At 43.4% G+C, this 23,636-nt stretch carries 23 protein-coding genes, 2 tRNA genes and 1 other RNA gene; 14 read left to right on the forward strand and 12 right to left on the reverse strand.

Going from position 1 to position 23,636, the window contains the following annotated elements:
- Positions 1 to 13 precede the first annotated feature (13 nt).
- The 3 genes from ACK1U4_RS04635 (at position 14) to rnpB (ending at position 1,102) form a co-directional block, all read left to right on the forward strand.
- Positions 14 to 559: a DUF1016 N-terminal domain-containing protein gene (locus ACK1U4_RS04635; RefSeq protein WP_419400275.1), complete on the forward strand. Its 546-nt coding sequence runs from the start codon at positions 14 to 16 to the stop codon at positions 557 to 559.
- Positions 553 to 735 carry a PDDEXK nuclease domain-containing protein gene (locus ACK1U4_RS04640; RefSeq protein WP_419400274.1) on the forward strand — a complete coding sequence of 61 codons (183 nt, stop codon included), beginning with the start codon at positions 553 to 555 and terminating at the stop codon, positions 733 to 735. The genes ACK1U4_RS04635 and ACK1U4_RS04640 overlap by 7 nt, the downstream gene beginning before the upstream one ends.
- 17 nt (positions 736 to 752) lie before the next feature.
- Positions 753 to 1,102, forward strand: an RNA gene (rnpB, locus tag ACK1U4_RS04645) — RNase P RNA component class A.
- Positions 1,103 to 1,179: 77 nt separating this feature from the next.
- On the opposite strand, the gene metG is transcribed toward rnpB, so the two are convergent.
- Positions 1,180 to 3,261 carry a methionine--tRNA ligase gene (metG, locus tag ACK1U4_RS04650; protein ID WP_419400273.1) on the reverse strand — a complete coding sequence of 694 codons (2,082 nt, stop codon included), beginning with the start codon at positions 3,259 to 3,261 and terminating at the stop codon, positions 1,180 to 1,182.
- Positions 3,262 to 3,485: 224 nt separating this feature from the next.
- On the opposite strand from metG, the gene apbC reads away from it, so the two are divergent.
- A complete protein-coding gene (gene apbC / locus ACK1U4_RS04655; protein ID WP_419400272.1) occupies positions 3,486 to 4,694 on the forward strand; it encodes an iron-sulfur cluster carrier protein ApbC in 1,209 nt (402 codons plus the stop codon).
- A gap of 274 nt (positions 4,695 to 4,968) precedes the next feature.
- Here the strand turns inward: apbC and ACK1U4_RS04660 are convergent, their stop codons facing one another.
- From ACK1U4_RS04660 to ACK1U4_RS04670, 3 genes are all read right to left on the reverse strand, one after another.
- On the reverse strand, positions 4,969 to 6,201 hold the full coding sequence (locus tag ACK1U4_RS04660; RefSeq protein WP_419400271.1) for an LD-carboxypeptidase: 1,233 nt from the start codon (positions 6,199 to 6,201) through the stop codon (positions 4,969 to 4,971).
- Positions 6,202 to 6,338: 137 nt separating this feature from the next.
- Positions 6,339 to 6,623 (reverse strand): hypothetical protein, encoded by a 285-nt coding sequence (locus ACK1U4_RS04665; RefSeq protein ID WP_419400270.1) that lies wholly within the window; start codon positions 6,621 to 6,623, stop codon positions 6,339 to 6,341.
- A gap of 129 nt (positions 6,624 to 6,752) precedes the next feature.
- Positions 6,753 to 7,346, reverse strand: a complete 594-nt coding sequence (locus ACK1U4_RS04670) for a hypothetical protein (RefSeq protein ID WP_419400269.1) — start codon at positions 7,344 to 7,346, stop codon at positions 6,753 to 6,755.
- A gap of 121 nt (positions 7,347 to 7,467) precedes the next feature.
- On the opposite strand from ACK1U4_RS04670, the gene dnaQ reads away from it, so the two are divergent.
- The 7 genes from dnaQ to nth all read left to right on the forward strand — a co-directional run bounded on the left by dnaQ (position 7,468) and on the right by nth (position 14,725).
- Positions 7,468 to 9,183: a DNA polymerase III subunit epsilon gene (gene dnaQ / locus ACK1U4_RS04675; protein WP_419400268.1), complete on the forward strand. Its 1,716-nt coding sequence runs from the start codon at positions 7,468 to 7,470 to the stop codon at positions 9,181 to 9,183.
- A gap of 78 nt (positions 9,184 to 9,261) precedes the next feature.
- Complete coding sequence (locus tag ACK1U4_RS04680) at positions 9,262 to 10,935, forward strand: hypothetical protein (protein ID WP_419400267.1); 1,674 nt, start codon at positions 9,262 to 9,264, stop codon at positions 10,933 to 10,935.
- A gap of 3 nt (positions 10,936 to 10,938) precedes the next feature.
- The gene (gene nudC / locus ACK1U4_RS04685; protein WP_419400266.1) at positions 10,939 to 11,730 is read left to right on the forward strand and encodes an NAD(+) diphosphatase; all 792 of its coding nucleotides are present in this window, start codon (positions 10,939 to 10,941) and stop codon (positions 11,728 to 11,730) included.
- A 24-nt stretch (positions 11,731 to 11,754) separates the two neighbouring features.
- The gene (locus ACK1U4_RS04690; RefSeq protein WP_419400265.1) at positions 11,755 to 12,219 is read left to right on the forward strand and encodes a GNAT family N-acetyltransferase; all 465 of its coding nucleotides are present in this window, start codon (positions 11,755 to 11,757) and stop codon (positions 12,217 to 12,219) included.
- Positions 12,220 to 12,426: 207 nt separating this feature from the next.
- Entirely contained in the window at positions 12,427 to 13,263 is an 837-nt protein-coding gene (locus ACK1U4_RS04695; RefSeq protein WP_419400264.1) for an RnfABCDGE type electron transport complex subunit B, read from the forward strand.
- A gap of 15 nt (positions 13,264 to 13,278) precedes the next feature.
- A complete protein-coding gene (locus ACK1U4_RS04700) occupies positions 13,279 to 13,878 on the forward strand; it encodes a DUF3885 domain-containing protein (RefSeq protein ID WP_419400263.1) in 600 nt (199 codons plus the stop codon).
- Positions 13,879 to 14,029: 151 nt separating this feature from the next.
- The gene (gene nth / locus ACK1U4_RS04705) at positions 14,030 to 14,725 is read left to right on the forward strand and encodes an endonuclease III (RefSeq protein ID WP_419400262.1); all 696 of its coding nucleotides are present in this window, start codon (positions 14,030 to 14,032) and stop codon (positions 14,723 to 14,725) included.
- A 19-nt stretch (positions 14,726 to 14,744) separates the two neighbouring features.
- Here nth and ACK1U4_RS04710 read toward each other — a convergent pair whose 3' ends face one another.
- Positions 14,745 to 15,812 carry a DUF2804 domain-containing protein gene (locus tag ACK1U4_RS04710; RefSeq protein ID WP_419400261.1) on the reverse strand — a complete coding sequence of 356 codons (1,068 nt, stop codon included), beginning with the start codon at positions 15,810 to 15,812 and terminating at the stop codon, positions 14,745 to 14,747.
- Between the two features lie 186 nt (positions 15,813 to 15,998).
- Between ACK1U4_RS04710 and ACK1U4_RS04715 the strand changes: the two genes are divergently transcribed.
- Positions 15,999 to 16,529, forward strand: coding sequence for an inorganic diphosphatase (locus ACK1U4_RS04715; protein WP_419400260.1), 531 nt, complete (start codon positions 15,999 to 16,001; stop codon positions 16,527 to 16,529).
- A gap of 125 nt (positions 16,530 to 16,654) precedes the next feature.
- Positions 16,655 to 18,037 carry a 3-deoxy-D-manno-octulosonic acid transferase gene (locus ACK1U4_RS04720; protein WP_419400259.1) on the forward strand — a complete coding sequence of 461 codons (1,383 nt, stop codon included), beginning with the start codon at positions 16,655 to 16,657 and terminating at the stop codon, positions 18,035 to 18,037.
- Positions 18,038 to 18,081: 44 nt separating this feature from the next.
- Here ACK1U4_RS04720 and ACK1U4_RS04725 read toward each other — a convergent pair whose 3' ends face one another.
- The 4 genes from ACK1U4_RS04725 to ACK1U4_RS04740 form a co-directional block, all read right to left on the reverse strand.
- A complete protein-coding gene (locus ACK1U4_RS04725; RefSeq protein ID WP_419400258.1) occupies positions 18,082 to 18,882 on the reverse strand; it encodes a 3-hydroxybutyrate dehydrogenase in 801 nt (266 codons plus the stop codon).
- A 31-nt stretch (positions 18,883 to 18,913) separates the two neighbouring features.
- Positions 18,914 to 19,699, reverse strand: coding sequence for an acetoacetate decarboxylase (locus ACK1U4_RS04730; RefSeq protein ID WP_419400257.1), 786 nt, complete (start codon positions 19,697 to 19,699; stop codon positions 18,914 to 18,916).
- Between the two features lie 123 nt (positions 19,700 to 19,822).
- Entirely contained in the window at positions 19,823 to 20,554 is a 732-nt protein-coding gene (locus ACK1U4_RS04735) for a 16S rRNA (uracil(1498)-N(3))-methyltransferase (protein ID WP_419400256.1), read from the reverse strand.
- A gap of 77 nt (positions 20,555 to 20,631) precedes the next feature.
- Positions 20,632 to 20,721, reverse strand: a tRNA-Ser gene (locus ACK1U4_RS04740).
- 299 nt (positions 20,722 to 21,020) lie between these two features.
- Here ACK1U4_RS04740 and ACK1U4_RS04745 point away from each other — a divergent pair.
- A complete protein-coding gene (locus tag ACK1U4_RS04745; protein WP_419400255.1) occupies positions 21,021 to 22,370 on the forward strand; it encodes a dicarboxylate/amino acid:cation symporter in 1,350 nt (449 codons plus the stop codon).
- Between the two features lie 172 nt (positions 22,371 to 22,542).
- Here ACK1U4_RS04745 and ACK1U4_RS04750 read toward each other — a convergent pair whose 3' ends face one another.
- The 3 genes from ACK1U4_RS04750 to ACK1U4_RS04760 all read right to left on the reverse strand — a co-directional run bounded on the left by ACK1U4_RS04750 (position 22,543) and on the right by ACK1U4_RS04760 (position 23,635).
- Positions 22,543 to 22,848, reverse strand: coding sequence for a CopG family transcriptional regulator (locus tag ACK1U4_RS04750; RefSeq protein ID WP_419400254.1), 306 nt, complete (start codon positions 22,846 to 22,848; stop codon positions 22,543 to 22,545).
- 121 nt (positions 22,849 to 22,969) lie between these two features.
- Entirely contained in the window at positions 22,970 to 23,458 is a 489-nt protein-coding gene (locus ACK1U4_RS04755; protein WP_419400253.1) for a hypothetical protein, read from the reverse strand.
- A gap of 101 nt (positions 23,459 to 23,559) precedes the next feature.
- A tRNA-Asn gene (locus tag ACK1U4_RS04760) sits at positions 23,560 to 23,635 on the reverse strand.
- Between the last annotated feature and the right edge of the window lies 1 nt (position 23,636).

Here is a 23,636-nt window from a genome sequence, read left to right on the forward strand (position 1 = left end):
GTGGATAAAACTAATGGATAACGCCTCTGTTTGTGAAGTTAATCAAGGTTTTGTCACCGAGGTTATTGCTTTAATTCAGCAAGCCAAAAGCCGTGTTGCGACCACAGTAAATGCCGAGCTAACCCTGCTATATTGGCACGTTGGTGAACGGATTCATAATGCCATTTTGCAAGGTGAGCGAGCGGATTATGGCAAGCAAGTCATTGCGAATTTATCTGAATCATTAACAATGCAATTTGGTAAAGGGTGGAGTAAAAACCATCTGAATTATTGTGTTAAATTTTACCAACAATTTTGTGATATCAACATTGTTCACGCACTGCGTGAAAAATTGAGTTGGACACATTTTAAACTTTTGGCTTACATTGAAGACCCAATTAAACGAGATTTTTATGCGACCTTAGCAAGCCAAGAGCGTTGGTCAACACGCACGCTTGATGAGCGGATTGGGTCATTATTGTTTGAACGTACCGCACTGTCAAAAAAACCTGATGAGATGATTGTCGCAGAGTTGGCTCAATTGCGTGAAACAGGGATTATCAGCCGATTTTGTTGTTAAAAGACCCCTATATTTTGGACTTTCTGCAACTTAATGACCGTTATCTCGAAAAAGATTTAGAAGATGCAATTTTACGAGAAATTGAACAGTTTTTGCTTGAAATGGGAGCAGGGTTTAGTTTTATTGCTCGCCAAACAACTCTTATCGCACAAAAACGCATGATTTTATTGCCATAATCATTTATAATACGCCCTTGGCAGACCAGACGAACGCTGTCCACATTAGTGGAGGGAGGAAAGTCCGGGCTACACAGGGCAGAGTGCCAGCTAACGGCTGGGGGGCGTAAGCCTACGACCAGTGCAACAGAGAGCAGACCGCCATTTAACTTGTTAAATGGTAAGGGTGAAAGGGTAGGGTAAGAGCCTACCGCATGACTGGCAACAGTTCATGGCATGGTAAACTCCACTCGTAGCAAGACCAAATAGGTGTCCACACGGTGCGGCCCGCATTGGACACGGGTAGGTTGCTTGAGCGTATTAGCGATGATACGCCTAGATGAATGTTCGTCCTCGACAGAACCCGGCTTATCGGTTTGCCATTTTATTTTTACACTTTGCAATAGCATAAAAAAAGGCGTAATTTTACGCCCTTTTTTATGTCATATGAAGCCCATCAAGCAGTTACGCCAAAGTCGCCCCTGCAGGGATGTTATCATCCAACATCACAACGGTAAGCTGTCCGTCTTTTTCTGCTGATAAAATCATGCCTTCAGAAATACCAAACTTCATCTTGCGTGGGGCGAGGTTGGTGACGCATACCACGGTTTTGCCCTGTAACTGCTCTGGCTGATAAAACTTGGCAATGCCACTAAACACATTGCGAGTTTTGGCGTTACCATTTTCATCCTTTTCACCAACATCAAGGGTAAATTGTAGCAGTTTATCCGCTCCCTCAACCTTGTTACATTCCAGCACTTTTGCCACCGTCATGGTGACTTTGGCAAAATCATCAATACCGATAAATTCGCCAGTTTGAGCGGTTTCGGCAGTTGCCACTTTTTTAGCGTCAGATTTTTTGTCTGTTGTAACCTGTGGCTGTTTTACCAAATCTTCTTTTGAGCTATTTACCATAGCATCAATTTTGTCTTTTTCCACACGTTGCATCAGTGGGCTAAAGGCATTGATAGTATGACCCAGTAGCAATTCGTGACGGCTATCAAAGTCAAGGCTATCAATGTTTAAGAAAATGCGAGCCTTTTCACTCATCATCGGCAACACAGGGGCGAGATATACCATCAGCTGACGGAAGATATTCAATGCCACGGTACACACGGCTTGCACTTCGGCTTGTTTGCCGTCTTCTTTATTGAGCGACCACGGTTTTTTATCATCAATGTATTCGTTGGCTTTGTCGGCACACGCCATAATCAGACGCATGGCTTTGCTAAACTCTCGTGCCTCATACGCTTGGGCGATTTCGTCCCCTGCGTTGATGATGTCTTGCACCAGTTCTGGTTCGGCAAGTTCAAGGGCAAGTTTACCGCCATGATTTTTATGGATAAAACCTGCACAACGACTGGCAATATTCACCACTTTGCCGACCAAATCCGAATTGACTTTTTGCATAAAATCGTCAAGGTCAAGGTTGATATCCTCGACACCATCAGACAATTTACTGGCAAAATAATAGCGTAAATACTCAGGATTTAGCTGTTCAAGGTAGGTTTCGGCTTTGATAAATGTGCCACGAGATTTACTCATTTTTTCGCCATTCACCATTAAGAAACCGTGAGCATTGACCGCAGTCGGTGTGCGGAAACCTGCTCCCTCAAGCATCGCAGGCCAAAATAGGGCATGGAAATACACGATATCTTTGCCAATAAAATGATAAACTTCGGTATTGTGGTGGCTGTCTTTTGCCCAGTATTCATCAAAGTTTAAGCCCAATTCCGCACCACGTTGGTCGCACAGGTTTTTGAAACTTGCCATATAGCCGACTGGGGCATCGAGCCACACATAAAAATATTTGTCGTCCGTGTTGGGGATTTTAAAGCCAAAATACGGGGCATCACGGCTGATATCCCAGTTGGCAAGCCCTGCATCAAACCATTCTTGCAATTTATTGGCGATTGAACTTTGTAAACGTCCTTCTTTGCGTGTCCAGTCTTGTAAAAACTCGCTGAAATTCGGCAAATTAAAGAAATAATGGGTCGATGTCTTGAGAATTGGTGTCGCCCCAGATAAGGTTGAGTAAGGGTTCTTTAACTCGGTCGCATTGTAGGTCGTGCCACATACTTCGCAGTTGTCACCATACTGGTCTTTTGCCCCACATTTTGGACATTCACCTTTGACAAAGCGGTCTGCCAAAAATAACCCTTTTTCTGGGTCAAATAACTGCTCAACGTCTTTGGTCGAAATATGTCCGTTTTCATACAGGCGTTGATAAATAAATTGTGAATACTGCTCATTCTCTGGGCTGTGGGTCGAGTAGTAGTTGTCAAAACCCACATAAAACCCTGCAAAGTCCTTTTCGTGTGAGGCTTTGACATCAGCGATTTGTTGTTCTGGGGTCACGCCATTGGCTTCGGCTTTGAGCATAATTGCCGTGCCGTGGGCGTCATCGGCACACACATAGGTGACTTTGTGACCCAAGGATTTCATGGCTCGTACCCAAATATCGGTTTGGATATATTCGACCAAATGCCCCAAATGGATAGGGCCGTTGGCGTAGGGTAATGCACTGGTAACAAGGATTTTTCTCATGGCTGACCTTTTCAATTTCTAAAATAGCTATTCATCAAATTTATGGGCTATGATAGCCTAATTTGGCTTTTTTTGCATGGATAAAAATGGGCTGTGTTATACTGTTAAACAAGATTTTCGTTGTAGGCTGTGGCTTTAGCCCAGCTTTCAACAACACTGCCAAATTTGCTGGGCTAAAGTTAAGCCTACGTTTGATAAAATGTTTGCCAAAAAAAGAGATTCCCATGTTTAACTTTAAAAAAAATAAACCTACCTTAAATCAAGCCGAAATTGACAACGTGCTACAAAACCACCTTGTCAATGGCACGCCCTTGAGTGAGTTTTTGACTAAAACCACGCAAAACGGCACGGTTTTAACCCTTGATTTACGCCTACCAGACGACTGCAATGCCGAGCAAATCCACCACGAATTAAGCCAACGCTTGCATTTATTGGGCGTGTCCGAAATTAACATGAACGTGACGTTATTCAAAGCAGAACTCAAAACAGAAAATCCTCAAAAAGGCGATAGCAAAACTTTACCAAAAACTACCAACGCCATGCCCCAACCCAAAAAAGTTCAAGCTCAAGCCCAAGCCCACACCACCGAAACAGACGAACCACCAATCACCAAAAAAGCCACCGCTCAAAGTGACTTAACACCACACCCACGTATTCAGCACATTATCGTGGTCGCCTCTGGTAAAGGCGGTGTTGGCAAGTCCACGACGACCGTGAATATCGCTTTAGCCTTGCAAAAACTTGGCAAAAAAGTCGGCGTACTGGATGCCGATATTTATGGCCCTAGCATACCAACCATGCTAGGCGTGGCAGGCGTGCAACCCACGTTAGAAAATGAGCAGTTTGTGCCGATTGATGCACAAGGCATGCCGATGCTGTCGATTGGTAGTTTGCTGACCGATGACAATACGCCGATTGCATGGCGTGGGGCGAAAGCCACTGGAGCGTTGATGCAACTGTATAACCAAACTAACTGGCCAAACCTTGATTATTTGGTGATTGATATGCCACCAGGGACGGGCGATATTCAACTGACCCTAGCCCAACGCATTCCTGTGACTGGGGCGGTGGTGGTGACGACCCCACAGCACATTGCGTTGTTGGATGCACAAAAAGGCATTGAGATGTTCCGCAAAACTGCCATTCCTGTGCTGGGCGTGGTGGAAAATATGGCGTTGCATACTTGTAGCAACTGCGGTCATACCGAAGCGATTTTTGGTGAGGGCGGTGGTGAAAAAATGGCAGAAAATTATCAAGTGCCGTTATTGGGGCAGTTGCCACTTGCTAAAGGGATTCGTGAGCAAGCGGACAAGGGCGAGCCGTCTGTGTTAGTAAATGATGAATTTGCCGAATATTATCTGAATATTGCTAAAAATATTGAAGCGAATATTGGGAAATTTGCGAAATCACATGATAACAATAGAATATTTTAAAGCCAAAAAATAGCCTGTTAAAGTTCTTTCCGTATCTGATTTTTAACACAATATATCGTGGGTAACGCTTTGCTAACCCACGCTACTTTGTGGTTTGGAAAGAGGTCTATTGTTTGTGATGTTGTAGGGGCTTATTGCATAAGCCCAGTGTTTAAAATCAAAAGTATTGTAGGTTGGGTTGAGTTTGCGAAACCCAACATTTTCAATCGTTTATGTTGGGTGTCATTCTTCCACCCAACCTACAGATAGCTCTTTTGCGTAAGTCCTAAGTTTTTTACATCAATAATTTTGAAAAATCCAAATTCCCAAAGTTTTTTTCATTTTTCAAATTATAAAATTCATTAAAAGTCGCTTGATAGCCATTACCAATCGCCTCAAGCGTCACAGGCACGCCCAACGGCACATTGATTCGCCTTGCCACATGACCAAATGGAAAATCCGTATAAATCGGCAGGCGAGTCGCCTCATGTATCGCCCTTAGCACCGTATCAAAGGTATAATCGCCATTGTAAGCATCACTAATGCCACTAAAATTAAACTTACCCAACACAATTGCTTGCTGTTTTGCTAATACTCCAGACAGTGACAGGGTCTGAAGCATCCGCTCAATGCGGTATGGCTGTTCGCCTGTGTCTTCCAAAAACAAAATCCCATTATCCACTTTTGGCATATAGGGCGAGCCGACCATTGCCGATAATACGCTTAAATTACCGCCCCATAGCTTGCCTGTCAGACGTGGCTTAATACCATAATTTTGCGTTTCGGGGATTTGGATGGTGAGTTGATTTTGTTGACATAAATTGATAAAACTTTGGATAGTGTCTCTATTGACCGTGGCTTTACCAAAATCACTGCCGAGCATACATCCTGCCACATACGGCAAACCGCCTTGAGCAAACATCGCCAACTGCACCGCCGTAAAATCACTAAACCCCATCAACAGTGTGCCACGTTGTTTTAGCTTTTGGGTCAAGGTATACCATTGGCTGTCGGATAGACGGTTCAGTAATCGCATTGCCCCATAACCCCCTCGTACCCCGAGCAAGATTTTGGGCAAATCCGCCACAGGCTGATGGAGTAGGGCAGTGATATCGCCCAAGCGTTCGGCATCTGACCCTGCAAAGCGTAAATAACGCCGACTAATCACTTCTGGATTGTAAATATAAAACCCTGCTTGGGTAAGGCGATGGATAGCCAATAGATTGCGTTGTTCATCACTGCCAAACCCAGACGGAGCAAGTAAATGGACTGGCACGCCACGCCCATTTAATGCCTCGCAGTTGGCTTTGATGGTAGCAAAGTCAAAAGTTGGTACACTCGGCTCACCCCAACTGGCTTCGCCTGTGCTGTTGCCTGTCACCTCGCCAAAACTATCACCAGTGGTCATGGGCGGTTGGCTGATGGTCTGCCCACCGATACTTAAATCGGCACGGCTGTTAAGGGTTGCCAAAGCGGTCAAGGCAAGGCTGGATTTGAGTAAACCACGGCGAGATAAAGAGGTTGGCATGGCGGTGTTCCTTATTATTGTTTTTTATTTTGTAGGGTGGGTTAGCAAATGCGTAACCCCACATTTAAATTTAATAAGGCTTCGGTGGGTTACGCTAAAAAGACGGCTAACACACCCTACGATAAGCCTTAAAGCCATCAATCAGGCAATTGCATGGTGTTATTGGTATCGGTGGTCAAGCCATAATAAAAAATCCCTGTGGCAACAAGGCTCGACACGCCAATAAACGCAAGGTCAAGGGCTTTTTTTAACCCCAATAAATTGATGGCGGTAAATACCACCACAGCCACCGCAAAACACGCTAGGCTAAATTGTATCACACGTTCACGACTGGGGGTTTTGCCGTCATAGCGGTAATGACGCACACCAAACCCACTGGCATACGCCACCAATCCTAGTATTAACCATTGAATAAAACTCATTGTTTTTCCTAATAAGGTTCAAACTACCAATATTTATAACCCCACCCTAGCCCTCCCCTTAACAGGGGAGGGAACTGTTCTCCCCCTGTTAAGGGGGAGTTAGAGGGGGTTTAGCAAAATTATTATGTATTACAACTGCTGTGTATTATCACAACTGACTTTATATACGGTATTGCTACCTTTATAAATGTAGCCAAGGTAAGGGCTGTCAAATTGTGGGTTTAAATTGGCAAAACCTTCAGTGACTTTTGCCAATACAAACATACGGTCTGGGCGAGCGATGACCTTTTCCAAATATTTATTTTCGTCAGCTTTGATGTCAAAGTATTTTTGGATGTCGCTATTGTTATTTGCTAAGACTTGCATCGGTTCTGGCTTGTCCCAGTCTTTGCTAGGGTCGTTAAATTGTCGCATCTGCATGGCATAGCCGTCAGTATTATTGTTGTCACCATTGGTAGTTGCTTTGCTGATTTTGATTTGTGCAGGCTCGCTATGGCTGACCGTATAGCAACCGACAAGGTTATCATTGTTAGCGATATTAGCATTGGTATTTTGGCTTTGAGCCGAGCTTTCAGCGGTTTGTGAGGGTTGTTTGGCTTGTTGACAGCCGACCAAACCGCCCACGCCCATAAAACTGATTAGCATTATCGGCAATCGCTTTGCCAAGGCTCGTTGGCGTGGGGTAGGCAGTGAATTTTTAGGCAAATCGGCAATCGACATCATATTTTTCCATTAACATAGCTTTATCAGTCAGTTGGGCTATTATAATCGCTTTGACGTGGATTTTTTTGGGTTTTTTTCTTATACTAACCGTAATTTTCGCTATTTCTTTATCAGTCTATTTATGCCCAAACATCTGTTACAACCCCAGCCCAATTTTGTGCTTGCCTATACCGATGGGGCGTGCCGAGGCAACCCCGGAAAAGGTGGATTTGGGGCGGTGATTATCTTGCCGAATGGCGACCAAATCGACATGAGCGGTGGTGAAGCCAATACCACCAATAACCGTATGGAGCTGTTGGGGGCGATTGTTGCTTTGGAAAATAGCCCAACTGATATGCCAATTCAAATTTGGTCAGATTCCAGTTATGTCATCAAAGGCATTACTGAATGGATGACAGGTTGGAAAGCCAAAAATTGGAAAAATGTCAAAAATCCTGATTTATGGCAACGCCTTGATACAGCTTGTCAAAATCGCCAAATCGACTGGCAATGGGTAAAAGGTCATGCAGGTCATGCAGGCAATGAATATGCCGACCAACTGGCAAACCAAGGTATTGATAATTTGCCGAAAACATGGGTCAAAACGATGATAACCAATGAACAAGATGATGAAAATTTGATGGATGATAGCGAGTATTTGGCCGAAGATGATATTTTATTTGATGTCTTAGACCCCATCGAACTTGAGTCTACTAACGTTGCATCTGCTCACTTCGAGCCGATGGTTGAGCCACCCTTTCAAACGCCAGTTGAATCACTGTTTGAGCCACCCCTTGAACCACCGTTTGAACAACAATTCGAGCCACACTTTGAGCCAGTGATAGAGCCAGTAATAGAGCCAATGCCAGAAACCGCTAGCCCTGCTACGGTAGCGGTTGGCAAAAAAGCCACATCAGCCAACCATGCTAACAATGACGGCGAAAATGTTGCTGAAGTGATTTATCGCCCTGCGTTATTTAATCAGCAAAATTTTGTCAATTTTCTCAATGAAAAACAAGTATTTATCGCCCAAGATGATACGCTATTAGCCCAGCGACCTGTATTCGATGGCAATACGACTAGCCCAAATTCGTCATTTGTGCCGTTATTACCCTTTGCCAAAAATGCAGGGGTTGCCAATCGCCAGTTGATTCTTGATACCGAAACCACAGGTTTTGATGCCCAAAATGGCGACCGTATTATTGAAATTGGTATTGTGGAGCTGATTAACCGCAAGTTTACTGGTGAAAAACTCCACGTTTATATCAATCCGCTCAAGCAGATGGATGAAGAGGTTATTCGAGTCCACGGCATTTATAATGAATTTTTGGATTTTATGCCGACTTTTGAGCAGGTGGGCGAGGCGGTATATGCGTTTTTGCAAGGGGCGGAGCTAATCGCCCATAACGCCAACTTTGATATGAACTTTTTACAAGCCGAGTTTGGGCGGATGGGGCTAGCCAATATCACCCAACAGGTGACGGTGACTGATAGCTTGGCGATTGCCAAACAGCTATATGCAGGTCAGCGAAACACCCTTGATGCACTGGTCAAACGCCTTAATGTCGGTAAACAAGACCGTACTTTTCACGGGGCGTTACTCGATGCCGAGATTTTAGCCGAAGTGTATCTTGCCATGACAGGCGGTCAAGTCAGTCTGGCAATTGATGATGACATGGCGGATGGTATGGGGTATATTAGTCATCGAACCTTTAGCGAGCCTGTGGCGTATTTTGGGGCAAGCGAGAGCGATGAAACCGCCCATTTGGCATGGCTAAACCAACTAAAAGCCAAAAATCCCCAACTGGCAACGCACTGGGGCTTGGTTGAGCCACAAGCTGAAAATATGTCAAGTTAATACAGACGAGGTAAAAACCTTGTGTTATATTATGTTCAAAGATTTGTCTAGTTAAAAATAATAACCTTAGGATATTCCATGAAAACAGCCAATCGTGCCAAAAAACTGACCGCCACTAACTTTGACTTGCCTTCATTACATTTATTACGTCAAGAAATCGAAGTCACGTTAAGTGATGCTGAGGCTCATTTGAGCGAGTTTAATGATGACACCAGTCAAGCACCTTTATTGCTCGATTCAGTCGAAACTTTGACCCAAGTGTGTAAAGTGCTACGCTTGATTAGCTTGGAAGAAGGGGCGGTATTGGCTTATGCGTTGGCTCAAAGCCTACAAAAACTGTATGATGCCCGCAATGATGATGATAATGAATTGGTCATGGACATTTCTGAAGGCATTATGACATTGGGACGCTATATCGAGTTTGTCCTACTCAAAGAAACCATCGAACCCTCGCTGATTTTGCCAATTATTAATAAACTCAAACAACGCCTTGGCGAAGCCCCATTGACCCTTGAGCAACTGACCAACACCAAATACAGTAGTCTTGTTATTGCCAATCCAGAACAAAATTTCCAATCATTACAAGAGCTTGGTATTACCAGTAAAACCTTGGTTGAAGCCTATCGTGCAGGGTTAAGCGTGGCATTAAGTGCCAAAGCCCCAGTGACCAACCCAAGCGAATTACAAAAACTCAAAGCCATGCAGTCAGCCTGTGAAGTGATTTCTAAACATTCAGATAGCTTATTTTGGGAATCTGCGGATGCGGCGGTATCGGATTTGGCAACAGCATTACCCTTGACCAATACCCAAAAACGTGCGTTAATTTTTGTTGAACAACAGTTCAATGACTACCTGCCGATTAATGATGCACGTTTTGCAGATTTGGTGCGTTTTGCAAGCAGTCGAGATAGCGACATTGCCAAAAAAGTGCAACAGCGTTTTTCTGGCAATAGTCTTGATACCGAGCAGTTGGCAGGAATGAAACGCTTCCTATTTGGACCTGACCGTGAAGCTACCGTGACCTTGAACAATATCATTCAAGAAGAAATTGACATGGTCAAAACCGCCAGTGATAACTACGCACGCCAAGACAACATCGCCTCTAGCGACACCGAAATCCAAACCATGATTGAACACATGGACACATTAAGCCTTGTGTTCAAAACCCTAGACCTAGACGATGCTAGCAATACCTTGCGTCAGCAGATTGAGCAGGTCAAAGGTTGGTCACAGCCCACGCCACAAGATTTTGATAAACTATTGGAAAGTCTGATGGTTGCCGAAAACGCCGCCATTTATTTGGCAAAAAGCCACACACCGGGGGCTTCGACCTTGCCGTTATACAACAAACATATCTCACTTCACCAACTCGATACCGCCTATACCACCCTTATCAAAGAAAGCCGTATGGCGGCCGCCAATATCGAAAATGCCTTCAATGAATATAGCAACGACCCAAACCGTGATGTGATGAACCTAATCAACGTACCAGAAATGATGCGAAATATCTCTGGGGCGTGTCGCTTCTTGAATCTACCACGCTCAAGCCAACTGCTAAAACGTGCCAGTAGCTATATGGATATGTTGGTGCAAAATGGCTCGCAAGGCATCTCACCAGAACAATTGGCAAAAATTGCCGATGTCGTCACGGCGGCGGACTACTACCTCGAAAGCTTAGAAGTGCATAAACCTGCAGGACACCACGCTATTAAAGTCGGTCAAAAGAGCTTGCAAAACTTGATGGTTGCCTAACTTATGCGTCATCAATTACTGATTGTGGATAACGACAAGTTCGCCTGTATTGGCGGACTTGTGTTTTTTTATTCGTGTGAAAATAACGAAAACCTACCACCCCAAGCCGTCAAGATTGCGGATAATTCTCCTAATGACATTTATGCCGTGCATTATACCGATTTTATCGAGCATGGGCTGACCTTGCCAAATGGCTTTGAATTTCGCCCATTTCGCCAGTTGATTGCGGACTTGACCCATGAACAAGCCAACCAACTGTCCAAAGCCATGCAACTATTACGCTGGCGTGATGACCATCATTTTTGTAGTCGCTGTGGCACGCCAACGCATTTCCATACCTCTGAAAATGCTACGGTTTGCCCCAATTGTGGCTATCATCAATACCCACGCATTCAGCCGTGTATCATCACAGCGATTGTAAAACATGACAATGGCGTGCCGAAAATCCTACTCGCTCATCACCATCGAGCTAAAGATAGTGGGATGTATGGGCTGATTGCAGGATTTGTCGAAGTGGGGGAGAGCCTTGAGCAATGCGTGCATCGTGAAGTGGCGGAAGAAGTCGGCTTGCAGGTGGCTAATCTTCGCTATATGTCGAGCCAACCTTGGGCGTTTCCATCGAATTTGATGATAGGATTTGTCGCTGATTATGTCAGTGGTGAGGTAAAAATCCAAGAAGATGAGTTGATTCATGCGGATTTTTTTGCGTTTGATAATTTACCAAAAATCCCACCGAAAGGGACGATTGCGTATCAGTTAATTGAGATGGTGAAAAATGCAAATTCCATTCTTTGATAAAATAGTAAAAGAATCCCTAAAATGATAAAACCTGCCAACCCCACCAATGCCGAAATCATCGCCCAAGTCATCTGTGACAGTATCCGTGCCTGTCATGCCGACCATCACGATGACCCTATCGAAATCGCCAGTTGGACAGCCAATAAAACCGCCGATAATGTCAGAACTTGGCTTGAGCAAAATTATGCAGTGAATGCTTTGGATAATCAAAACATCGGTAATAAAAACATTGTCGGCGTTGCCATGCTATCGCCAAAAGGGGAGTTATTACTCAATTATGTCTTGCCAACCCATCAAGGCAAAGGCGTGGGTAAAGCCATGCTAAATGCGATTTGTGATTATGCAAAAAATCAAAATTTGAGCCAAATTTATCTCGAATCAACCAAAACTGCCAAAGAATTTTATCAAGCACAAGGGTTTTTGCTAAAAAATGACGTGATAGAAAATGGCGAAGTGGTGGCATTTGAAATGGTATTACCGCTATAAACTTCAAGTTTGCTATAATGCGGTATTTTAAAATACACACTAACCTCAAATTAAATACTTATTTCAATAATGTTGTTAATTTGCGATGACCCCACCCCAGCCCTCCCCTTATCAAGGGAGGGAGCAGTTCTCCCCCTGTTAAGGGGGAGTTAGAGGGGGTTCATCAAATACTAATTGAAATTAGTTCAGTTACTTAAAAAATACCACATGTCAACCGAAGCACCGCTAGCCATAGAGCCACAGAAAATCCCACTTTCCCAACTGCCAAGGCTATTTGACAGTTTGGCATTCAATACCTTATCCAATGAACAACTGGATTTAATCACCCAAATCGACAACCTACTCCCCCAAACCCAATGCGGACTGTGCGGACACGCTGACGGCTGTCTGCCGTATGCCACCGCCATCGTGGTGAATGGCGAAGCCTGTAATAAATGCGTCCCTAGCGGACAACCAATCGCCGACCAACTTGCTGATTTATTGCATCGTCAACGCCAACCTGTCGAACCCTCCAAATGGGCGACCGACCCCAACACTCACCGACCTACCGAAATGCGAGCAGTGATTCGAGAGGATGACTGTATCGGCTGTACCAAGTGTATTCCTGCCTGTCCTGTCGATGCGATTATCGGTAGTGGTAAGCGGATGCACACGATTTTTACTGACCTGTGTACAGGCTGTGAGTTGTGTTTGCCCCCTTGTCCTGTCGATTGTATCGACCTTGTGGCGTACCCAAGAGCCATCAGCGAGGCGGAGCGAGTGGCGGAACAGGCGGATTTGCGTGAGCGGTATTATGCCCATCTTGAGCGGATTGAAGCCCAAGTCAATGACAATACCAACGCTCGCCCTGTGGTGAGTATGGTGCAGGCTAAACTCAATGATATCAGCGTGCAAGTGGATGAAAACCAAGCCAAAAATGCGATTGAATCCGCCAAATTACGCACACAAATTAAAAAGTTAGAGAAGCAACTGGCGGTTAGGTTTGATGAAAAGAAACACGTGGATTTGGAAAATTTACAACAACAATTAAATGCGTTAGCATAATTTTGCGATTATAAAATGACGATAAAAAATACAATTTTTCACACCTTTGGCGAGCAGGTTTTCAATAGACCGTTATTTTATACCTATCATGGCGGTTTGAGATTTGAATTATCTGAAGGTGGCACAATGCTTGAGCAGTTTTTGCGGGCATTGACAAAAGCCAATGAAATTTGCCAAGCTATTTTTCACGATAATCAATCTATTATGGTGTGTTTACGCACGTTGCAACAACCCAATATTTTTGCTTATCGAACCGTTTTGACAGAACTTGCTTTAGCAGGTATTCGTATTCCAAAATCGCATGAATACTGGATTGATAGAGACATGGAAGATACTGAACTTGCTTGGCTTACTGTGGCATTTGAAATACCAGTTAATCTGCTAAAAAATATCCTTTGGTGTGCATTGGCGACAGATTTTGGCTCAATACGCCCAAATCCGCATTGTGCGGTCTATTTATTCGACTGTGACAAGCAAATCATGGCTTTTCCCTATGACGATAGGGGCATGGATGTGGTTGGGAAAAATCATCAACGGCTTACCGAACTTTATCACAAATTTAATCACTATCTGTTGGATTATGATAGAAAAACCATGCAAGCAACTTTTGAATAACAAGCATATTTAACCACTAAGCAAAGCTTTGGATAGGTCATCAAAAATACTCAATACAATAAAAAAACCGTGAAAACACTGGCTAGAATCGCCAAAATGATTGTCATCGGTTATAATTTTATCAAAATTTATGTTGCAGAACTAATATATTATGGCTTTAACCGTCAAATACAAAACAGCCCAAACTCCACCCTCACGGCGAATGAAAAATGCTGACGTTTTACCGTTTTTCCAAAAACTTTCTGAAGCCATTGCCAAACCCGAAACCGAGCTTAATTTCACCAGTAATTTTGAATTACTCATTGCCGTGATTTTATCCGCCCAAGCTACCGATGTCAGTGTGAATCTCGCTACCGCCAAGTTATTCCCAGTCGCCAATACGCCACAAACGATTTTGGATTTGGGCGAAGAGGGGCTAAAAGACTATATCAAAACCATCGGACTGTTTAACAGTAAAGCCAAAAACGTCATCAAATGCTGTCAAGACTTGGTCGAGAAATTTGGTGGTGAAGTGCCAAGCAATCGAACCGACCTCGAAAGCCTTGCAGGGGTTGGGCGAAAGACCGCCAATGTGGTGCTAAATACTGCCTTTGGACAGCCAACAATGGCGGTGGATACGCATATCTTTCGAGTGGGAAATCGTACAGGTTTGGCAACTGGCAAAAACGTGCGAGAGGTGGAAGATAAGCTGATTGAGCGGATTCCGAAGGATTATATCATTGATGCTCATCATTATTTGATTTTGCATGGGCGTTATACGTGTAAGGCGAGAAGCCCAGAATGTGGTAAATGCCCTGTATTTCAAGAATGTATGTTTAAAGACAAACAGCAATTTGTGGAAAAGTAATAAAATTTACCATTTTGCCTTACCATTTCGCATAGTGGTCTTCCGCCAATCCAAGCAGATTATCAATCTGTATTACTTCCTCACCAAGCCTGATTTCACCACGATAATGCCCCACCCATTGCTCAAAAATACTGTCTATCACCACAAAACGGTCATTTTTCTGATAACAGTGAATCGGGGTGAAAGTGAGGTTAATATCAACATCTGACCAACCCAAATTTTGATGATAAATCCGCCAAGCTTGCATGGCTGATTGCATGGACGGTTGCATGGATGCTTGACGCTCACGCTCAAAAATCACCGCAGGCAAATAAGCAATCTTGCCATCAATCCAACACGCATTTTCACTCGTACCCGACTCATTCACCCCTGTGGCAAGATTGAGCGAAAACTGTCGCCCATCGTGCAAAAACCCATGAATACTCACCCAAAACCAAGTCGTCACTCGTCGCATATAGCCAATCGTCCAATCCAAACTCAGCAACGCATTGGTTGAAAAATCCCTAGACAAACTAGCATTGTTGTTGATTTGCCATTGCCCTGTTAGCTGATTTGCCACTTCTTTTTGGGTAAACACCCACCCATGTCGCCCTGCAGGACTACACACGGCTAACGGCTCGGCATAGCGTTGGGCGGTCGCTTGTAATTGCACCAATTTATTGTGAATGCTAATGTCAAAATGATGCTCAAAAAACTCAATACTGACTTGGGATTTTTTATTAACAAACGCCATTTTTCCTGTGTAAGGTGATTGATTGAGTTTGGTATTTAGGGTGAAAGGGGCGAGCTGTTCATCAATCACTATGGATTGCGTGTTTTCATCATAAATATAGCAAAAACAAGTCGTTGCAAGCTTAATCGTAGCGATTGCTACACAAATCTGGTAGGGTGGCTGACTGATACGAATAAAACAAAACTGGTTGGTGGCAAGCCATTTTTGCCATTGCTTAAGCGGTTTTTGCGAGAGGCGATGGCTGGGATAGTCCAAATAATTCACATGATTGACCCGCCTAAAAACCCCAAATTGGGGCTTGCCGTTTATTAATAATTGGTCGAGGGTAGGCAACGAAATGGGATTGGTCTTCATGTGTAACGATATCCTTATCTTATGGGTTAGTTCATGGGATTTGCTCAATTTAGCATATTGTTAGCATTTTTTGGCATAAGAGAAATCCTCCCTTGCCCTAGAGTATCCGTCAAAGCTTTGCTATAATCAATCCACTTTCACATTTAATTTTTATATACAACTTTTACCAACAAAAAGGAACTTCTCATGGCAGATTTTAACCAAATCTTGGACGCAGGCGATGTGGACGGCGGTATCATTAACGTAGTTATCGAAATCCCACAAGGTTCAAACAACAAAATCGAATGGAATCGCAAACTTGGCGTGATGCAACTTGACCGTGTCGAGCCACAATTATTTGCCAAACCAACCAATTATGGCTTTATCCCACAGACGCTTGATGAAGATGGCGATGAGCTAGATGCATTGATTATCACTGACACCCCACTACCAACTGGTATCTTTATGGAAGCCAAAGTGATTGGCGTGATGAAGTTTGTTGATGATGGCGAAGTGGATGATAAAGTAGTGGTAGTACCTGCGGATGACCGCAATAACGGTAATGCAATCAATACGTTAGCGGATTTACCACAGCAATTGATTAAACAAATCGAGTTCCATTTCAATCATTATAAAGATTTGAAAAAAGCAGGCACGACCAAAGTTGAAAGCTGGGGCGATATCGAAGAAGCCAAAGCGGTGATTAAAGAGTCGCAAGAGCGTTGGAAAAATCAATAATTTTGAATTGAAATTGATTAAAATTAAAAGCCTTTTTCGATATGTTGAAAAAGGCTTTTTTTATTGCTATTTTTTCCCCCATTTTTTACAATGGCGGGCATTATTTCTAGCTATCAGAACCGCCCATGTCCGCCACCCCATTTTACTATCGCCTTGCCATCACGCTGTTAAAGCCGTTATACCAACTCAAACTTGCCACCAAAAAAACCTTGCCCAACGAAGTTAATGAACGCTTTGGCAAAAACTACCCAACGCTTAACACCAATCGCCCCATCATTTGGTGCCATGCCGTGTCATTGGGCGAAACCAACACCGCCGAGCCGATTTTGCGAGGCTTATTGGCAGAAGGCTACGCCCTGTGGCTGACCAATACCACGCATACAGGTTTTGCAAGGGTCGAGGAATTATTCGCAAACGACATTGCCAATGGCATGGTTTACCACAGCTTTGTACCTGTTGATGATGGCAAAATCATTGATAAATTTTTAGACCATGTACAGCCGATAGGGGCGTTATTTGTCGAAACCGAGCTTTGGGCGACCACGCTTGCCAAACTTGAACAACGCCAAATTGCCAGTATTTTGGTCAATGGACGGCTGTCCGAAAAGTCCTTTAACGGCTATGCCAAGGCCTCCAAACTTAGCCAAAGTATGATGGAAAATCTTAGCCTTATCATCGCCCAAGATGGGGATTCGGCAAAACGCTTTCGCCAGTTGGGGGCAACCAGCGATAAAATCCGCATGGCAAGTTCGCTCAAGTGGTCGAGCAAAGCCAATCCGTTGATGATACAGCGAGCAAATAGCCTAAGCAAAGAATGGCAACTGGAAAACCGCACCGTGATTTTGGGAGCGAGTACCCATGCCGATGAAGAAAGCCAGTTATTACAAGTATTTGAGCAACTCAAAACCAAATTTACTGATAAAAACCTACTGTTAATCATCGTCCCTCGTCACCCAGAACGCTTTAACGAAGTGGCAGAATTACTGCAAAAACAAGGCATGACGGTCGTCAGACGCTCACAGCAACAACAGCCAAGTATGACCGATAGCGTGTATTTAGCCGATAGTATGGGCGAGCTTGGCGTGTGGTATACGTTGGCAAATATGGCGATTGTTGGTGGTTCGCTTGTTAATATTGGCGGGCATAATCCGATAGAATCAGCGATTGTCGGCACACCTGTGGTGATGGGGCAACATACCCAGTCTTGCCAACAAGTGGTTGATAGCCTAAAGCAAGTGGGGGCGTTACAGCAAGTCAATGATAAAGAGGCATTGGCAACAGTATTGGGTGAGTGGATTGCCAATCCAACCCAAGCCAAGCAAGCAGGGCAGGCAGGACAGACCCTTGCCGAGCAGTATCAAGATGCGACCAAGCAACAGTTGGCGATGATTATTGATGTGTTGGGGGATAATGAGAAAATGCGGATTGACCAACAAGTGCGGTTGATTGACAATGAATTTCCGACCCAAAATGGCAAAATTTTGATTGATGATTTGGGTGATGTATAAAAAAATGGGCTAAATAGCCCATTTTTTTATACGTCTATCTCAAATTACTTCATCGCCCAACCGTGACTTGCGATAAATGATTGACCTGTCAACGCATTGGTTGGGAAGGCTGCCAAGAATAAGGCAAGCTGTGCAATATCATCAACGGTGGTAAATTCTTTATCCACTGTACCGCCCAACATCACATTTTCAATCACTTCTTTTTCGCTAATGCCTTTTTCTTTGGCTTGCTCTGGGATTTGTTTTTCAACCAATGGCGTTCTGACAAAACCAGGACAAATTACATGTGAACGTACATTTTTTGGACCGCCTTCTTTGGCAAGGGTACGGCATAAACCTAACAGACCGTGCTTCGCTGTGACGTAAGCAGATTTAAGCGGTGAGGCTTCATGTGAATGCACTGACCCCATATAAATCACCGTGCCACCACGATTGTCTTTATACATATGTGGTAAGGCGGCTTTGGTGGTCAAAAATGCCCCATCAAGGTGGATGGCAAGCATTTTTTTCCAGTCGCTAAATTCAAATTTATCAATCGGATTGATGATTTGAATACCTGCATTGGCAACGACAATGTCAATCGAACCGTATTCTTTCACCAGTTTTTCGACACCTGCATTGACCACTTTTTCATCAGTCACATCCATTGCCAACGCAACGGCTTTGCCACCTGTGGCGATGATTTCGTCTGCGGTTTTTTGGGCGGCTTCGAGGTTGATATCGGCAATACCGACCACAGCCCCTGCTTTGGCGTAAGTTTCTGCGATGTCTTTACCGATGCCACTGGCAGAGCCTGTGACTAGGGCGACTTTACCAGTCAATGTTGTAGCGAGTTGTGTTGCCATTGTTGTGTCCTTTTTTATGGGTTGTTGGAAATTATTTATCAAAATTACTTCTATTTTGTTTGCTGTTACTATCTAAATAATCATGAGCCACTTCCCCCAATGCCAAGGTCAAATCGGCAATGATATGTGAAGTTTTGACGATTTCAAGCACAGGTAATTGTGACACAGGTGCCATCACATGGTCAAACAATTGTAGCGTAGCAGGGCCTGTATAGGCTTCTTTGACGGTGACATCAGTCAAAAAGTAACGTACCAATTCACAAATACGTGGCGAGCCGTCAACGTGAGGGATGATTTTTAGCAAATAATTGGGCGTATCTTGCATACTAGCCAAGACTTTTTGTTTATCGAGGTTATCATATTTATACGCCATTGTGCCTGTCGCCACTCGCACGCTACCATAATCAAGTGTTCCCAAAAGTGTATCAGTATTATCGACTTTTAGTACAGGACTTGCCATTTTTTTGGGGAAGCCCCATAGTTCACGCCCGCCTGCGGTAGGGCCAAAATCATCCAAAAACATACAATGTGTATAGTTAGCATGGCGACCTTGTTCGTCAATCACTTCGATGACTTGCCCAGACTCGGTATAGTTGCCAAACCCTGTGCTGTTGGGCATACGGATAAATTCGTAGCTTACCAGTGCATCATCGGTGATTTGGAGTGGTTCTGGGACAATGGCTCGGAGTTTTGCTGGGTCGGTGCGGTAGGTGATGATAAAGTATTCACGGTCATAAAAGTGGTAAGGACCGTTGGAGCAGGGTGGGGCGGTAAAGGGCATAAAAGTGGCGTTATTGACTATATCGCTGGCGTTCATAAGGCTTCCTATAAGTCCTATAAGATGGACTATTATTTTTATAAAAAATTAAACCTGTTTATCATACACCGAAGTCATTTATATAAAACTTAGAAAAGTTTAGAAAATTGTTATTTGTTGTTATCAATTTTGCTTCAATAATACCATACCACACAACACACTCACCGCATTTTCGGTGCGTAAAATCCGCTGACCAATATGAGCCGATTGCACGCCCATTTTTTCAAATAACGCCACTTCATAATCAATCCACCCCCCTTCCGCCCCAATCACTAACACTGTTTCTTGCTCGCTTTGATAGACTTGGGAAAAATGCGAATTGGCATACGGATGGGCGATAATCGCCTGTTTACCATCAATCATCGCAGGCAACTCATCTTCCACAAACGGCTTGAGGCGTTTTTTACATTCAACGAGCATCGGCACGGTATCACAGCCTTGCTGTAGTCCCTCATGGATATACTCATCAATTTTGGCTAATAATGGCGATTGCCAATAGCTTTTTTCGGTGCGATAGCTATTTACCAAAATCAATTTCTGCACACCCATTGCCGTCATATCCATGATTAAGCGTCTTAACACTTTGGGGCGAGGCAGTGCCAAAATCACCGTCAATGGCAATTTGGCAGGGAATGGCGTAGGGCAGTGGATTTGGCAAAGGGTGACACTGGTTTGGTTTAAATCTTGCACAATGGCTGTACCAAGATTGCCGTTGGTGATACCAACTTTGATGCTATCACCGATTTGGAGTTTGAGCGTTTCGTGTAGGTGTTTGATTAAAGTGGGGTCGGTGAGGGTGATAGTCGTTGGGGTAGTGGAAGTTTGAGGATTTGGGGGAAGTAGTAGGATATTCATGTTTGACACAATGGATTCAAGGAAAAATTGACCATAAAAAAAGGCTTAAACACGCTGGTTTAAGCCTTTTTGATATTTGGCGGAAGCGGAGAGATTCGAACTCTCGAAGGGCTTGCACCCTTGCCGGTTTTCAAGACCGGTGCATTCAACCGCTCTGCCACGCTTCCAAATTGTGGTGGCTATTATATACAGTTTTAAATGCAATGCAAGTGTTTTTTATCTTTTTAAGCTATTTTTTTTGTGTATGCGTATTGTAAATATATTTTTATTTTATATAGTTATGTAAATCAATGATTTACATTTTAGAATACAAAATTTTTCTTGCCATTTTACATTTGGTAACGATACAATAGCCCATTTAAACAATTCCGTAATTTTAGTAATGGATTAATTCTTTCGATTATCTGTGGTTTGTTTACTGTGTTGATAATGATTTGCCTTTTATTCTGCCGAAAGGAGTACTTTTGTGATACCAATTGATACCTCTGTGCTCATTGAGCCAACCAAAAAACAAAAATGGTATAAAATCTTATATGTGCAAGTGTTGATTGCCATTATTTTGGGTATTTTGTTGGGTGCATTCGCCCCTGGTATTGGCGAGGCAATGAAGCCACTCGGCGATGCCTTTATTAAATTGGTCAAAATGATTATTGCTCCTGTGATTTTCTTGACGGTGGTCACAGGTATTGCAGGCATGAGCAACATGAAGCAAGTGGGGCGTGTCGCTGGTAAGGCAATGGCGTACTTTTTGACCTTTTCTACCTTGGCATTGGTGATAGGTTTAGTGGTTGCTAATGTGTTGCAACCAGGGGCTGGGCTAAATATCGACCCTGCAAGTTTAGCCAGTGGCAAGAATGCCACCAAAGTCGCTGAATATGTGGCAAAAGCCCATGACAGCACCATTACTGGCTTTCTGATGAATATTATCCCAGAAACCATGATTAGTCCGTTGACTGAGGGTAATATTCTACAAGTGCTATTTGTATCAGTATTATTTGGTATTTCATTGGCGTTGGTCGGTGAACGTGCCAGACCTGTGGTGATTTTTTTCCAAGATTTGGCAATTCCTGTATTTAAAGCCGTTGAAATCTTGATGAAAGCCGCTCCGATTGGTGCATTTGGTGCAATGGCATTTACCATTGGTAAATACGGCTTGCATTCGATTGGTAATTTGATGTTCTTGATGGTGGCATTTTATATCACCTCATTGCTATTTGTATTGGTGGTATTAGGTGCAGTGGCTCGTTACAATGGTTTTTCCATTATTAAAATGATTAAATATATCAAAGATGAATTGTTGTTGGTATTGGGTACAAGTTCATCGGAAGCGGCATTGCCATCATTAATGCACAAAATGGAACAAGCAGGCTGTGAAAAATCAGTGGTTGGCTTGGTCATTCCAACAGGCTATTCATTTAACCTTGATGGCACGAATATTTATATGACTATGGCTGCGTTGTTTATCGCCCAAGCCTGTAATATTGATTTGACGTTAGGTCAACAAGTGACATTATTGCTAGTAGCGATGTTAAGCTCAAAAGGGGCGGCAGGGATTACAGGGGCTGGTTTTATCACCTTGGCGGCGACATTGGCAGTTGTGCCAAGTGTGCCAATCGAAGGTATGGCATTGATTTTGGGTATTGACCGCTTTATGTCAGAGTGTCGTGCTTTGACCAATTTAACAGGCAATGCGTGTGCCACGATTGTGGTATCTCGTTGGGAAAATGCTTTGGATAAAGACCGCTTAACCGCCGCTTTAGATGGTCATCCATTGCCTCCACTTCATGGGGCTACCAATGTGCCACCTGCACATTAATCCATAATCGTATAAACTAAAAAGCCCCAAATTTAGCGTTTTGGGGTTTTTTTGTGAGGATTGTTTTATCGTGGTTTAAATTAAGAATAATGCTTTGAAATTTTAGGCGTATGCAATATGCCCCTACAAAATCCGTCTTATGGCTATCCGATTTAAATGGCTATAATAAGGCTTAATTCTGCTCATTGTCCATATCATCATGGTGCAGTGCCATATTAATGATGTCATCACTCACACCTTGGCGTTTTAACTTTGCCAAAAATCGACTATCATTTGCCAAAGAATAACCCACATCTTCTCGATCCAACCCTTGACGAATGTATAAACGAATCAAGCCTTGAATCCGAGGAAAACCATGCTTTTGGGCGACTTCACCCAATAAATCGTGCATTTCTTCCGTGATTTTAATGTGTAAAGGTATCATGTTGGGGTTGGCTTTACGTGTTTTTATTCCAATCCCAGTTTTACTGATAATCATAACAATTCCTTGATAACATCCTAAAATAGATATCTTATTGTAATGTCTTGATAGACAATAAACAAGCAACCGCTTGTTTTATATAAATAGTTTGGTGAATTAAATGGATAAATTGGATGAATCAAAGAATCTGACTTTCCCAAAAATCCTGTACGCTTTTATCACATTGATACACCTTCTCGACAATGCGTTCAGCAGGGGCATGATTGACTTTTTTGACCAACTCCACCCAAAGTTCAGGTGTGCCTTGCTCAATCACCACATTAAATAACGGCGTTAAATCTCGCTCCAATAGCGACTGGTCAATCATATAACAAGCAAATACACAGGCTTTGGCATCTTGGTCTTGTAAGGCTCGATATGCCATGCCGTCCAATAGCACAGGTACAGTCATTTTAAATTCTGGTAGCAGTTGCATCGCAAGATGAGCCGTATTGGGTAGTTTGACCAATGCCACAAATTGGCTAATCAAATCTTCATAATAGCTTTTATCTTCCGCACGGAGTTTGCCTTGTTGGTGGCTCTCCACAAGCTGTGTAATTCGCTCACGGTCAATGGTTTGTTGTAATTGAAGAAAGTGCTGTTGAGCCTCAGAAAATTGCAACGTCATGTTATATCCAAACAATATAGATAACTTAAAACATCAAGCATCCGCAGATTTTTATCATAAAAAAACCCATTCACAAGGAATGGGTTTGAATTTGACTTGATTGGCTCTCCAACCTGGGCTCGAACCAGGGACACATGGATTAACAGTCCATTGCTCTACCGACTGAGCTATTGGAGAA

It is taken from the genome of Moraxella sp. TY6 (genome assembly GCF_048551375.1).
Lineage (GTDB): Bacteria > Pseudomonadota > Gammaproteobacteria > Pseudomonadales > Moraxellaceae > Faucicola.